The sequence below is a fragment of the Agrobacterium sp. CCNWLW155 genome, from assembly GCF_036888815.1.
GTDB lineage: Bacteria > Pseudomonadota > Alphaproteobacteria > Rhizobiales > Rhizobiaceae > Agrobacterium > Agrobacterium radiobacter.
This window is the reverse complement of record NZ_JBAKFW010000017.1, coordinates 34,918-47,943: the sequence shown is the minus strand read 5'-3', so window position 1 is coordinate 47,943 and position 13,026 is coordinate 34,918. Positions and strand designations below refer to the sequence as shown.

10 protein-coding genes and 2 pseudogenes are annotated in these 13,026 nt (G+C 52.7%); 3 read left to right on the top strand and 9 right to left on the bottom strand.

Annotation, left to right across the window (positions count from 1 at the left end; all coding sequences use genetic code 11):
• Positions 1 to 252 precede the first annotated feature (252 nt).
• From V6S97_RS26385 to V6S97_RS26360, 6 genes are all read right to left on the bottom strand, one after another.
• Positions 253 to 1,962 carry a hypothetical protein gene (locus V6S97_RS26385; RefSeq protein ID WP_334428064.1) on the bottom strand — a complete coding sequence of 570 codons (1,710 nt, stop codon included), beginning with the start codon at positions 1,960 to 1,962 and terminating at the stop codon, positions 253 to 255.
• A gap of 374 nt (positions 1,963 to 2,336) precedes the next feature.
• Positions 2,337 to 2,819 (bottom strand): hypothetical protein, encoded by a 483-nt coding sequence (locus V6S97_RS26380; RefSeq protein ID WP_334428063.1) that lies wholly within the window; start codon positions 2,817 to 2,819, stop codon positions 2,337 to 2,339.
• Between the two features lie 11 nt (positions 2,820 to 2,830).
• Positions 2,831 to 4,045 (bottom strand): protein-L-isoaspartate O-methyltransferase family protein, encoded by a 1,215-nt coding sequence (locus tag V6S97_RS26375; protein ID WP_334428062.1) that lies wholly within the window; start codon positions 4,043 to 4,045, stop codon positions 2,831 to 2,833.
• Between the two features lie 2 nt (positions 4,046 to 4,047).
• Complete coding sequence (locus V6S97_RS26370) at positions 4,048 to 4,836, bottom strand: SagB/ThcOx family dehydrogenase (protein WP_334428061.1); 789 nt, start codon at positions 4,834 to 4,836, stop codon at positions 4,048 to 4,050.
• Positions 4,837 to 4,845: 9 nt separating this feature from the next.
• Positions 4,846 to 6,138 carry a YcaO-like family protein gene (locus V6S97_RS26365; protein ID WP_334428060.1) on the bottom strand — a complete coding sequence of 431 codons (1,293 nt, stop codon included), beginning with the start codon at positions 6,136 to 6,138 and terminating at the stop codon, positions 4,846 to 4,848.
• Positions 6,138 to 6,956, bottom strand: coding sequence for a TOMM precursor leader peptide-binding protein (locus V6S97_RS26360; RefSeq protein WP_334428059.1), 819 nt, complete (start codon positions 6,954 to 6,956; stop codon positions 6,138 to 6,140). The genes V6S97_RS26365 and V6S97_RS26360 overlap by 1 nt, the downstream gene beginning before the upstream one ends.
• 499 nt (positions 6,957 to 7,455) lie before the next feature.
• Here V6S97_RS26360 and V6S97_RS26355 point away from each other — a divergent pair, with 499 nt between their 5' ends.
• The 3 genes and pseudogenes from V6S97_RS26355 to V6S97_RS26345 form a co-directional block, all read left to right on the top strand.
• Complete coding sequence (locus V6S97_RS26355; protein WP_334428058.1) at positions 7,456 to 7,986, top strand: GNAT family N-acetyltransferase; 531 nt, start codon at positions 7,456 to 7,458, stop codon at positions 7,984 to 7,986.
• A gap of 13 nt (positions 7,987 to 7,999) precedes the next feature.
• The gene (locus V6S97_RS26350; RefSeq protein ID WP_334428057.1) at positions 8,000 to 9,853 is read left to right on the top strand and encodes an ABC transporter ATP-binding protein; all 1,854 of its coding nucleotides are present in this window, start codon (positions 8,000 to 8,002) and stop codon (positions 9,851 to 9,853) included.
• A 154-nt stretch (positions 9,854 to 10,007) separates the two neighbouring features.
• Positions 10,008 to 10,274 (top strand): annotated as a pseudogene (locus tag V6S97_RS26345) (IS21 family transposase); the annotation flags it as partial.
• A gap of 62 nt (positions 10,275 to 10,336) precedes the next feature.
• Here V6S97_RS26345 and V6S97_RS26340 read toward each other — a convergent pair.
• The 3 genes and pseudogenes from V6S97_RS26340 to V6S97_RS26330 all read right to left on the bottom strand — a co-directional run bounded on the left by V6S97_RS26340 (position 10,337) and on the right by V6S97_RS26330 (position 12,923).
• Positions 10,337 to 10,903 (bottom strand): recombinase family protein, encoded by a 567-nt coding sequence (locus V6S97_RS26340; protein ID WP_334428056.1) that lies wholly within the window; start codon positions 10,901 to 10,903, stop codon positions 10,337 to 10,339.
• A gap of 597 nt (positions 10,904 to 11,500) precedes the next feature.
• A pseudogene (locus tag V6S97_RS26335) lies at positions 11,501 to 12,267 on the bottom strand (ABC transporter permease); the annotation flags it as partial.
• Complete coding sequence (locus V6S97_RS26330) at positions 12,264 to 12,923, bottom strand: ABC transporter ATP-binding protein (RefSeq protein WP_334428055.1); 660 nt, start codon at positions 12,921 to 12,923, stop codon at positions 12,264 to 12,266. The pseudogene V6S97_RS26335 and the gene V6S97_RS26330, both read right to left, overlap by 4 nt.
• Positions 12,924 to 13,026: the final 103 nt, after the last annotated feature.

Here is a 13,026-nt window from a genome sequence, read left to right as displayed (position 1 = left end):
GAATTTGTTCGTCGTTTTGCTTGTCATAGACCCTACTTCTCACGAGTTGGGGTCTCCGGCAAACCCGGAGCGGTTCAGTACGAACTAAGGAACATAAATCGTCCTTAGGTTTCTTAGCGAGTGAAAATGGTATGATTTCCCTAGGCTTAGCCAACCCCTATTTCACGCATTACATAGGGCAGCGCGGGCGCAAGCTCGTATGCCGCTTCCGACATAGGCCAGACCTCGCGGTAAAGTAAATTGGTACTGTCGCTAGATGGTCAGTGCTGCGCCGCTCTTTGCGGGTTTTACGGTCTCTGGCTCTACTGCGCTTTCCCAAGCTGAACAGAAAATCTCTACGCAAGCAATCAGCGATAGCGATCGCGCAGCAGGGACGTGGTCCTCCAGGATCAGGTTAAACGCTTTCGCCAGTTTGGAACGATCTAGGTATCCACTCTTCATTAGGACCCCATTTTTAATAAACTCCATCAGATCCTCATGATTTTGCCGAAGCGAGAGAAATAACGCCATGTTCTTTTCTTCGCTCTGCTCGAACAAGAAATCCGTATTTCTTGGAAAATTCCTCAAATCCAGCTGATCGGGTTCACTTAAAAAGCTGTGATAACTCTTCCGCCGCATGGCCGCTTCCACGACAGGCTGCGAAAAATATGGATTCAGTATAGGGACGGAGGCAGAGAACGGCGGTGCTTGTAGATTCTGGGCTCGGGCAAGGTTCGCCCAGTGAGTGGGTGTGGAAGAAAGCCTTCGCTGTACAATCCGCGGCCGTCTGATACGGCTTTTTGGAATAATGTCTGAGCGGTCAGGAAAGAGCCCCCGATACCCGCCCTTCTTATGGTTCCTCGGGTCGGACTGCGAAACGAGAGCGCGGTAAATGCTGTCAGCAAGGATTTTTGACAGGGAGGTGCGTCGCACGCCGGCGAGCTTTTTTGCGGTCGCCAGTGCAAACGATGTGCCTTTGGCCCTGAAGGCGTCGAGGACCGTCCCTTCATCAGGAACCGCATTGAGCAGCACGTCTCCGCCATGCCAGTCCACTAAAATCCCGTGCTCTCCTGCTATATCCAGAACGGCTTCTTCCCGTTTAAGATATAGGAGCCGTTCATTTAGGGAAGTTGGGAGCCTCTTTGGCACGAGGGTTGCCAGCGGGGCAGCATCTGTTGCTGCAACTTTTGCTACTGTACTCCGAGCCATCTTCGCGACCGGCGGGGACAACTTCGTGTTGGCTACCGCCATTGGGCCGGATGGGGATACCTCAATAAAACGAATAGCCTCACTCGAAGGCAAGGCGGCCTCTAGCCAGATGGCTGCTACCGATGACGCTATCTCGCCCGATACAGGTAAACATATATTCGCGTGTTCTTCAAACAGCGCGCGAAGGGTAGAGGTCACTTCATCAGCGAGATCAACATTACCAGCCCGGCTCGCAGACGGTCCGAACCACACCCGCCTAGTCTCGATCTTCCCATCGCCGTTGACTTGCAAGCAATGTCCTGCGGGAACAGATCCGACATCCGAGAATGGCGTATGACCTTCAACTCCATAGCCTGTTTCGGCAAAGTTGACTAGGAAGCCTATGCTCCAAACCGGTTGTCGACCGGCCACCAATCTTTCTAGATCAACATCTAAACTTATACGTCCGCCGTATCCCTGACGGTAGAAAAGCTGCACACTCTTCATGGGATCGGGCACGAAGATTCTAGACGATTTTTGTTCGTCGATGATCACAGCGACATAGTGCCCCCATATAGTCTCTGGGATCCTCTCACTTAAAGCAACGTCGGTGTCCTCGGACGAGATAACAGCTTTCAACGCGAGAACCGGTGAGTTCCCGTCAAACGCAATAACGGGACCGATGTGAATCAACTCCACGCGCCGATCGCGGTCGATGGGTATCCGATCAATTGCAAAACCATCGGACGCTGTTTGCCATTCTGACGATATCAGCTCCCACCGTGGCTGCTTCATTACGTCCTCCTGGGAAATCGAAACAGCAAAAGGCATCTTCTCGCTCAACTTTTGCTGAAATGAACCAAACTACTTACCATCGTCCGCCAGCCGCGACTGCTGCGCGGCGAAATCTCTTTTGAGCTTAGACGCTTGCTCGAATGTGACTGCCCCTCGCTTCTGAAGGGCGGCGAGTATCTTACAAACGGTATCAGTATCGAGCGGTTTACGTGGCACGCCTAAAAGGTCGTCCGCCCAAGGATCGGAAGCCTGCCTTACTCCAAGGATTCCATGCTGGAACGCCAGTGATCGGATAGTTTCGTCGATCCCTAAGGGATATCCCGTGCTCGGATTGCTCATTATTAAAACCTCAGAACCAAAGCTTGGATTGTGCGCTATAGCTTGCTAAACACGGCTCGCGAAGGCGTTTCCCTTGCTGGAGAATGATGCAGAGCATCGAGGCGATCGCCGTTCATCTTGAACGTAACGGTCAGCCCCTTACTAATTGGGAATATTGCGGTGTCTCTTTCAATTGTTCCTCGATAGAGATTCCCGCCGGGCTTGGTTACCAACAAATTAGTTCCCCAAGCGTAGTAAGCTGTCACCTTCTTGCCGTCCGCTGAAACTATTGTCAGGAGGGCGTCCAGTGTTCCCTCCCATTGCCCTCGCCATACGCCTTCCCACGGCTTTAGTTCCTCTGGGAGACGATGAACCGACCTGTACTCTGCCGGCAGAGAAGCAGCGGAAAGAGAATCTAAGGGATCGAATCCCTTCACCGTTTCCGCTTCATTGATAGGCCTAGTCTCATTTTGAGCAATGGACAGGGACCCGGACAGCAATACAAGGGCTGTGGCCAAAAGTAATTTTGGTATCGTCATTGAAATACTCCTCAGTGCAGGTACCAATGAAAGACATCCCCGCCTCGTCTCTCCTTCCAGCTCTTCGGCGCGGGGATGTCGTGTTCCTCACGGCTTATCACAACACCAAAATCGGATCCTAATGGTCTCCCCAAGGAGAGCCATTCCTTAAAATCAGTTTCAAAAGCGTCTGCCGCATAGGGATTGTTGAAGCTTGCCAATGAACCTGCGCGCCATACGGCCAAAGATTCTTTCGCTTCATCTTTAATAGTAAGCGCAAGGGAAGGAGATCCCCCGAACAGTCGGTCGTTGATGTCCGACGGCTCGAAGGGGTTAGGAGGAGCAAACACCTGAAACCTGGTTTCGGTTTTTGATAAAAACGCGCTAAGCGGTAAAGCTCGATACTCCTGTTGCTCCATCGGACCCTCTCCCACAGGGAATGGCCGCGAGGTCCAGTCTGAGGCGAGGACAGCCGTTAGTGATGGCGGCAAAGCTTGTTGTAAACCTGACGGGTCAGAACCAACGGAGCTAGAGGGAGTCATAGGTACGAAACGGCACAGGCGAGCCGTTATGGATCGAAGAGTTTGTCCGGACTTCTCCAGAACGTAGGCTTCTTCGGTCGGCCCTCGGCCACGAAGAGGAACCACAACCTTGCCGCCCTCGGCGAGCGCATCCCACACGAAATCCGGAATAAAATAGGTAGATGCAGTGAAAATGATCCGATCGAATTTCTGTTGGAAGACCGAGGTATTTCCATCTTGAATAAGGACTTCGGCGTTGTTGATTCCAACACGCGAGAGATTTTGCTGTGCCTGAAGCCCGAGGACTGGCTCAAGTTCGACACCTAAAGCGTGCCCATGTTCGCCAACAAGCCGAGATATAAGTGCCAACAACCACCCCGTACCGCAACCGATCTCAAGCACCGACTGACCGGGCCTGACATCCAGAAGCGACAAAAGGTGTAATATGAATGCAGGCTCAGAATTGGACGCGTGCAAAGTACTCCCGTCGTCGCGGACGTACATTAGCGGTCGGTTCGAATATATCTGCTCCAAAGAACCCTCTTCTTCGACGGTCCGTAGCCGCGGATCGTTGAGCAGCTTAAACCGATTGACAAACTCGTGTCGCGGAAGAGAAAAATAGGCATCCCTCAGTTCTGGCGAAATGACTGTAGGCGCTCCACGGATAGGCCTGTAATCCATGATGACCTTGAACAAATCTTCCTGAAGTTTCCTAAACTCTTTCATGCTTACTCCTTCCCAACGAAGGTTACTGTTGCAACAATTTCCTCGATGCCATCTATTCCCAAGAGATCTTCCACCTCACGGTCGTAATATCCGCCCCAAACCACACTTGAGAGGTTTACAGCGGTGGCAGCCACTAGAAGAGATTGGGTTGCTAGACCCATCTCTACCGCGGCGAAATGTCGGCCTCGAAGGCCATACTTTTTCGATACACGCTGCGGGTTGGACGTGTGGACAATCGCAATTCCGGCGCTGTTGGCAAGCGCTTCAGGGATATTGAAAATGTCGCGTAACGCCTCAACAGCCGGCGCCTCTGCAAGTTTCCTCAGTTTCTGCTCGTACCGCGAATAGTGACAAACCCCTGAGGCTACGCCGGTTGTGCGGAGAAGGATTGGGTAGCACTCTATGGAATAGAGGCCGCCGGCGGCGGGATAAGGCCTCTTAGGCAAGACAAACCCGGTCGCCTCACCGCTGGAACCACGATCACTTCCGTAGGCTAGATGGAGAAGCGTTGATAGGTCTTCAATGCTAACCGGTTCACCGGAGAATTTTCGGACGCTAGTCCTTTTCAAAAGGCAATCTGAAATTGCGGAGCTCGGAAGGGCAGCTGCTGTGAGCTCGACCTCGGGATAGCCAACGTACTTCTTGTAGGCACTGGCTATGTAATCTCTGCCTTCCTCGGAACTATTGTAAAAGCCGACGCGCGAGCGAAAGGCCTCGTCATGCCCTGGAACCAATTTGGTCGCGTCATGAAGTATCTCAAATAAGTCGCCTGGATGCGAAACCGTTGTCATCAGGGTTCCTCATGCGAATGGGTGGAGCATGGTGTTGATTGCAGAATCGGCGGGTAGACCTAGGTGAGGCGCAACTTGGAAAAGACGACGATGGTCGAGGGTATGGTTGCCGTAACCATGGGTTAGCGGCTGTAATCCTGGCGTCAGGCATCGAACGACGTGAAACCCAATCTCGGATACGTCGTCGGTTGTTAAATCTACTAAGTACGCATCGATATTTTGACTTGATAGGTAATTTAGATGCCGATCGTACGGTTGCGGAAATGTTTCTTTCTCTTCTTTTCGGGCGACGCTTGAGCCTCCTCCAAAGAAAAAATCAACCCCGTCAGCTGCTTCGGGTTGGGCATAAAAATCTCCATGATCGAGAAAGCTCTCAACCTCTTCGAGTTTGAGTGAATTACTGGTTCGTCCTCGTCTGCTAACCAGTAAGATGCATATCTGAAGCGCTTCGATGAGCGCCTTAGTTAGGGCTTTTCCTCGATCAATGTTGGAACTGGCACCGAGCGCGATACCGAAACGTTCCTCGTTAGCAAGTGACACCCTGGCCAGTATCGTATGTTCTGGAGCGTCAATTGAAAGATCGAAAAGTTCAGCTTTCAAAGGCCCGTCTCGAAATACCTTTAACAGCGATGGATCAAGCCCCTGAACACTGTCAGCATCACGTTCAATTCGGGGAGGGGGGCAGCGAAGCATCCATCGACTCATAAAGCAATCACGCTCAATGAGTTCAGAGAGAGCGGAGGCAACCGCATCATTGCGAGTGCGTCCTGCGGCTAATCCAGACGAGGTTGTTTGATGAAATTTGTCGCCTTTGCAGGCTAGAGGAACCGAAAGCCACACCAATGAAGCCGGAACAAACTTCGTTTTTCCGCTTCTCAGGTCCTTAGCTTCGCCCCAATGCATGGGCGCTCCAGGATCGAACTGATAACGCGGATGTTGCGTGACACCGTCGGTATACCCAATCCACCTAAGAGGACTGACAGCTGCATCACCCAACTCATTATATGAAGCTTGAAATATTTTGCTTTCATCGGCGTTTAATGCGCAATACCGTTCAACGCTCTCCCCGATCATGCGCCACATCGCATCCTCATAGGTGAGACCGCATCCAGCCGCATGATTTGCGCGCTCCGTGTACCTCAAGGGCGCTTGGTGTGTTCGATAGAAGTACGGAGCAGCTAGTCTCCCCGCGATGAAGAACACCTGCGGGAAACCCGGAGGTGTCTGATTTCTCGAAACCTCCGTGATAATTCCGCAGTATGGATCAACGAGTTTAGAGACTATTGAGGCAAGTTCAGACATTAGCCATACTCTCCGCCACTGGTGACGCCACAAGAGGGGCAACGTGGAATCTTCAGAACCTGATGCTCTTTGAAAGCGCTTTTCAGCACGTTTCCAACGTAGAAGCGGTTGTATGCAGCATCCTCGCGGCGGAAGACGAGGTGTGCGATCAGCGCAGCACCAAACGCAGTTGCTGCCTGCACCGCCGCCCGGCTCGGCCGGCTGCCCCAGCTTACATCTCCGAACAGAGATATTTTATCCGGATCACGGGACGCAGCGTTTATTCGATGGCGAACGCAATCTTCACACGCCGTAACATGTGGTTCGATTGCAGGACCGATGCGAAACTCGTTTCCTGAAGCAACAATAACGAGCCCGATCTTTCGGGCTTGTAGCAGTTTCCGGTTGAAGGTGAGCATCTCTTCTTGATTATTTGTAGCAGATCCAAACACCCAGACATCCGCAGTCTCTGACGCAACTACGTGTCCTCCGATATCTTCAAACTGCTGTTGTAGCGGGTCAACAATAAGGGGATCGCCGCTGAAACAGACCGATCTTTCTTCGGCAGCTTGAGTTCCAAAACCGATAGCGCCAAAGAGAGCGTCCTGCTCATTCGGTGTTGCGACCAAAACTCCTTCAGATCTAAGAAATTTGACTAAAACGCCATGCTCTTCGTCCAGCGTTTTGGGAAAGCAGACGCCGGTCTCGTTCAAACCGTCGCGAAGCATTGCCTGGAATTCGGAAGAGCCCTTAATCTCAAAAACCCGCTCCGGTGTTTTTACAAGAAGGCTATCTTTAGATTTCGCGACTGTAACGCTTGGGCTGAAATAATACCGCATGAGTTCCCCTTTCGTGAAGGGGCTATCACTAGACAGCCCCTCCCTATTTGAGTGTATTGGCGTGGCGCTGCCTCAGTCGCTAGAACACACACCAGTGTCGCAGGATGTACAACTCCCTGTGCAACCCGAGCATGTGCCGGTATCGCAACTGGTGCCGGTGCAAGAAGAGCTGCAGTTCGGATCGATGTCCGTCGAACCGCGATAGCTCCTTGCGTTACCGAATTTGTTCCCGTCCGCCAGTACGGTAACATCTTCGATCAAATGAGCGATGATTGACGGTGGAACGTGGCTTCTTACGGGGGTGTGCAGATTCGCTTGATTCATGACCATACTCCTTTAGGTTTATGATTCAGCATGCTGCGTCACCGAGAGTGTCACATCTAGAGCGTGTGTGAAGATAATTAGTTATCACAATATTTTGAAGCGCGCGGATAAAGTGGCGTCAAAATAACCTAAATTGCAGAAAATAAGTTCAAAAAAACGGACTCAAGGAGGAACGATGCCCTATAAGAAAATTTCATCGGTTGTATCTGGTATTGACATCCGACCCACTCAGTCCTCGGACATTATGCAACTTGCAGAATTGATGAACCTACCCAAATTTATCGAGGGGCGTCTAAATCAACCATTTCAGTCACCTGATTGGATTCGGCGATGGTTGGAGGGAGGTAACCGCAACATCGTCAGCGTGGTTGGGGTCAAGGACGGCAAAGTTGTCGGGCAAGGTGGTTTTGAATGCGGTTTTGGCCGACGGTCGCATTCTGCAGAGCTTGTAATCGGGGTTCATGATGACTTCCATGGTCAAGGAATAGGAACGCTGCTGGTTGATAATCTCCTCGACGCTGGAGTGAATTGGTACAATGTGCGGCGCTTTGAACTGACGGTGTTCAGCGACAATGAACCCGCGATCAAGCTCTATAAAAAATTCGGATTTGAAGTTGAGGGAATCCGCAAACGCTTTGCATTCAGGGCAGGCGAATTTGCGGATGTAGTCCATATGGTACGGTTTTCGGAACAGGATTCCGGCTAACTGGGGTATTGAGATGTCGCTGGCAGACCGAATTTATAACCCTTTCGAGAAGTTCATTAGGCCGCTGGACATACCTTTTCAGCCTCTGCCAACGGATAACCCATTTTTAGCCGTATTGCATTTCGCCAAACTGTTTCGTTCGACTCTAATTCTTATCGCCTTGTTGAACATCGCAGTAGAGGCGATCAACCTGTCCGTTATTTGGGGCATGTCGTTTATCGTTGATGGCGTGAGCAATGGCGAGCCGGCAATCTTTCTCGCTCAAAACTGGCCGATCCTCGCGGGTTTAGGCGTCCTCATTTTTCCAGTCATGCCGATATTTATCTTCATCGCATCCGCGCTCAGTTCCCAGTCAGTTGGAGTCTGCATGCCGGCAGCCGTGCAGTGGCAAGGACACAAAGCTGTCGAAAGGCAAGATCTTGCCTTTTTCCATGACGTGTTCGCCGGTCAGGTAGCGAACAGAATTAATCAGGTGGCATCTGCTGTTCAGCAGCAATTAGTCGTTGCTTTTCAGAGCATCCCACATTTTTTGATGCAGTTTGTTGGTTCGCTTGGACTGCTTATCGCACTTTCTTGGCAGCTAGCCGTTCCAGCTTTCATATGGATGGCAGCGAATGTTACGATCGCATTGATTGCCGTTCCCCATTTTTCCGAGCGATCCAGTCGCTCGGCCCAGGCCCGAAGCCTCGCTGTCGGCGCAATGACGGATCTGTACGCCAATATCCAGCTGGTGAAACTTTTTGCCGCGGAAGACAGCGAGGCCGGGGCGATACGGAATGTAATGACGAACGCAATTGAAACCCAGCAGAAAGAAAGGCGCATCTTCCTCACCACTGATAATGGAGTTGTGACGCTCAATGTGCTGCTCTGGTTCAGCGTCGTTCTTGTGGGGCTATGGGGGCTGGCTGAAGGTTTCGTAACTGCTGGAGAATTCGCAGGCGCTGTTTACATCGTACAACGCCTCTCCTCGAACGGTCGGGCATTTCTGCAAATTGGGCAGCAGATTTTTCAAGCTATCGGAACCATCCGGGATGCGATGCCCGTAATGACAACTAAGCCGATGATAAGCGATACAAAGTCGGCGGTGCCACTGAAGGTCACGAACGGCGCAATTCACTTCAGCAATGTCAATTTCCAATATCTGCTTGGCAAGGAGGTACTACGAGATGTGTCTTTTCTCGTTAAGCCGGGTGAAAAGGTAGGTATTGTGGGTGTATCCGGCGCGGGAAAGACGACATTGATCAATCTTCTCTTGCGCTTTTTCGATCCAGAGGCTGGAAGAATCGAGATAGATGGCCAGGATATCAGGTCCGTCACCCAAGCAAGCCTAAGGCAGAGTATCGGTGTGATCACACAAGATGTGATGCTTTTGCATCGTTCCGCGGGCGATAATATCCGCTATGGACGTCCCGATGCTTCAGATGAGGAACTGAGAAAGGCTGCCGCCCTCGCTCAAGCGGATGATTTCATTGCGGAGCTCAAAGATAACCAAGGCCGGATAGGATACGGTGCGTTTGTTGGCGATCGAGGAATAAAGTTGTCGGGGGGGCAGCGTCAGCGCGTGGCGATCGCTCGCGTATTCCTAAAGGATGCACCTATCCTCGTTTTGGATGAAGCAACGTCTGCGCTGGATAGCGCTTCCGAGGCCGCAATCCAAGAAAGATTGTATTCTTTGATGAAAGAAAAGACTGTGATTGCAATCGCTCACCGGCTTTCCACGATCGCAGAAATGGACCGTATTCTCGTCCTAGACAGGGGACGAATTGTGGAAGAGGGAACCGTCGCGGAATTAGTTAAGCGAGATGGGCTCTTTGCGCGCCTCTGGGCCCGCCAGACAGGCGGATATCTCGCTGACGCGGTGGAATGAGAGCGGCGGTGCAAAAGTCGCCACGGTAGCGGCGGAATAATCCAGCCGCGGGCGGAGTAAAATCCGGCCACCCATTTCTGCATTGAAGGCAGGAGGGACAGGAGATCTACACCGTGGGCTTTATTTGAGGGTTCGCCTTGCTGTTTCCTAAGGGATGACGCAGCGACAGGCAGCGAAGCATTTCAACATATCTCGCGACAGCGTCGCCAAGATGGTGGCCTATTCGACGCCTCCGGGCTATCAACGGCGGTCACCGATCCGGCGTCCGAAGCTGGATGCGTTTGTGTCGACGATCGAGCATTGCCTCGATGAAGACCTGAAGATGCCGCGCAAGCAGCGCCATACAGCCAGGCGGGTATTCGACCGCCTGCGCGACGAATGCGGGTTCACCGGCGGCTACACGACCATCAAGGATTATATAGGCCTAGTCGGCCCGAAGCTGCGATTTTGGCCATCTCAAAGAACGGACAGAGAACGCCTGATTTACAAGGTTTCTGAGTTGGCACCTTGACCTGCCAGAGCACGGTATACGGTCATTCTGGAAACGTTCAGATCGCGAGCAACCGCTGCTTTGGTTGCGCCCGCAGATATTCGTTTGCGGATTTCAACTTCGTCGACATTCTTTTTCCGCCCCTTGTACTTCCCCATGGCTTTTGCCGCGTCGATCCCGGCTCTTTGCCGGTCCTTGATGAACTTGAGCTCCATGTCGACGACCATGCCGAGGATGGTAATGACCATTCGCCCCATGCTTCCCGCCGTCGTCACGTCGGGATCAAGAACGCGCAGGGATGCGCCTTTTTCATCAAGCTCGTGAACAAGGTTGAGAACATCGCGCGTTGATCGCCCCAACCGATCCAGCCGCAGCACCACCAACTCGTCGCCTGCGTGTAGAAACTGCATGATGGTTTCCAGCTCGGAACGACCTTTTCGAGAAGCGCCTGATCCGGTTTCCGCCCGAATGATTTCGCAACCGGCAGCCTTCAAGCGCTCGTTTTGAATGTCGAGGTCCTGATCTGTGGTGCTGACGCGGGCGTATCCGATGCGAGCCATGGCAAATCTGTCACTTTAGGGTGGTTTCGATTGTGTAACGTCACTTCTACCGAAAATCCACCCTTTTGTTACATGTGGTATGCGTCACATTTGGTTGTTTCTTATAGGTGTACCCAAAAGCGACAATCGTATTCAACGCCGTCACAAAAGCTCCTCATATCTCAGCTGTCGGGAAGATACCTCAAGGTTCCAAAGATTCGGGGCTCCGCCAGCGGTGCGGCCGCGTATCCTTCCATAGGTCGCGATGCCGTTGAAGATTTGCGGAAGAGACGATGGTTGCAGGCTTACCATATAGGTCGATGGTTTTATGGTGCAGAAATGGATGGTTCCATCGGAATGGTACGTCACCCCAATAATACGTCGTCGGCGTTGTGCTCGAATCTTTGACAAGAATGATTTCACACAACGTTTCCCGAAACACGAACGCTCTTTTGTGTCGGAATCGCTTTCCTGTGACTTCGGCAAACCTTTTGTGCTGGTAGCTAATTGCCATGTCTACAGGAGCGAATTCAGCGCCTCGATAAACCAAGTCGATGTCGCCATGTTGCCAAGGTTGGCGACTGCCAAGAAGCTCCTCAGCCCATCCTCCGAAGACATCCCACGCCGTTGCTCGAACGACAGGCCCGTTGCGGAATAAACGATGAAGAGACCGACAACGAAGGCAAGAAAACCAAATTCGGTCAGGTTGAGATGAAAACTGTCCGTGAGCCTTGCAACGTCGGGCCTGCTTCTTTTGCGTGTTCGAGGGAAAGTTCAGGGGCTATGTTTCCGATCGTCGGAAGATCGGGGTCTTGCGATGGCGAAACGATAAGCCGGCTCAGTTCACCATTGCGTTTCAACAGGCGGTCAGCCGTGGAAATATCGACAAATGCTGCGCCGTCGGGGAGATCCGCTCGTGGCTTAAGGGAAAGGCCAGAGGTATCTTTCAATGTGGCAGCCGTTGCAGGCGAAACGATCATCTGTCCGGGCGTCTGGATGAATTCGACCAGCCCGGACGGATCAGATGGTGCAGGCACCATTCCGTCGGATGGCATGGTCAGGGGGTCGATGCCGATAAGCCTGATACGCGTCGTACCAAACCTGTAATCGCCCTCAATGATCGGAGAGACGTGCAAACCCGCCCTTCGAAGCCGGGCATATGTTTGCGAGGAAATTCTGCCGCCGTCCTTTGCCACCAGTTGATCCAGCTGGTTTTGCGCCAGGACCGAGGCCGCCCGGTCATAACTTGCTCTGGCTTCGGCATTGATTGCCTGGACCGCGCACCAGAGGCCGGTTGCAAGCGTGACGCCGACAATGAGGGTGAGAAGCTGAAGCGGTCGGTAGCGCCAGTGTGAGAGCAGCGCCCGGAAAGCGGTCCAGTTCATTGCGAAACCTTTCCACCACTCAGCGCGATACGCCGATCGAGTTTTACCGCCAACCGGCTGGAATGGGTCACCAGGAGGAGTGTGATCTGCGCGGACTTTGTCAGTCTCAACATGATATCGATGACGATATCAGCAGTCGCCTCGTCGAGATTACCTGTCGGCTCATCGGCAAGAATGAGGGGCGGTCTTGCCGCAAGCGTACCTCCGATCGCCACCCTTTGCTGCTGACCGCCGGAGAGCTGTTCGGGATAGCGTGCAAGCAGCTCTCCGATCCCCAGCGCCTCGACCAGGCTTTTTGCCCAGACCGGGTCGAAACGGCCCGCCAGCCGGGCGTGAAACGAGATATTGGATCCGACATCGAGGCTCGGAATGAGATTGAACTGCTGGAAGATTAAGCCCACCTCCCGGCGTCGGAAGCTCGCTCGACCGGCCTCGTCGAGATCGGTTATTTTCCGACCCCCCACCGTGATAATGCCACTGTCGGGCAAATCAAGGCCGCCGGCCAGATGCAAAAGCGTACTCTTTCCGCTGCCGGACTCCCCCGTCAGGGCAAGACTTTCGCCGGCTTCAAGTGAAAGGTCGACGCCGTTCAGGACCGGGATATTGGCTTCGGCTGTCTGGTAGGATTTCTTGATGCCGGAAAGTGAAAGGACCATGGCTCTTCGATCTCTGCTTCGTCCTATATGGACCGATATGCTGGCGGATCTCAACCGGTTTAGATACCGATATTCCGCGCGCTGCCTTAACGACCGCACCGTT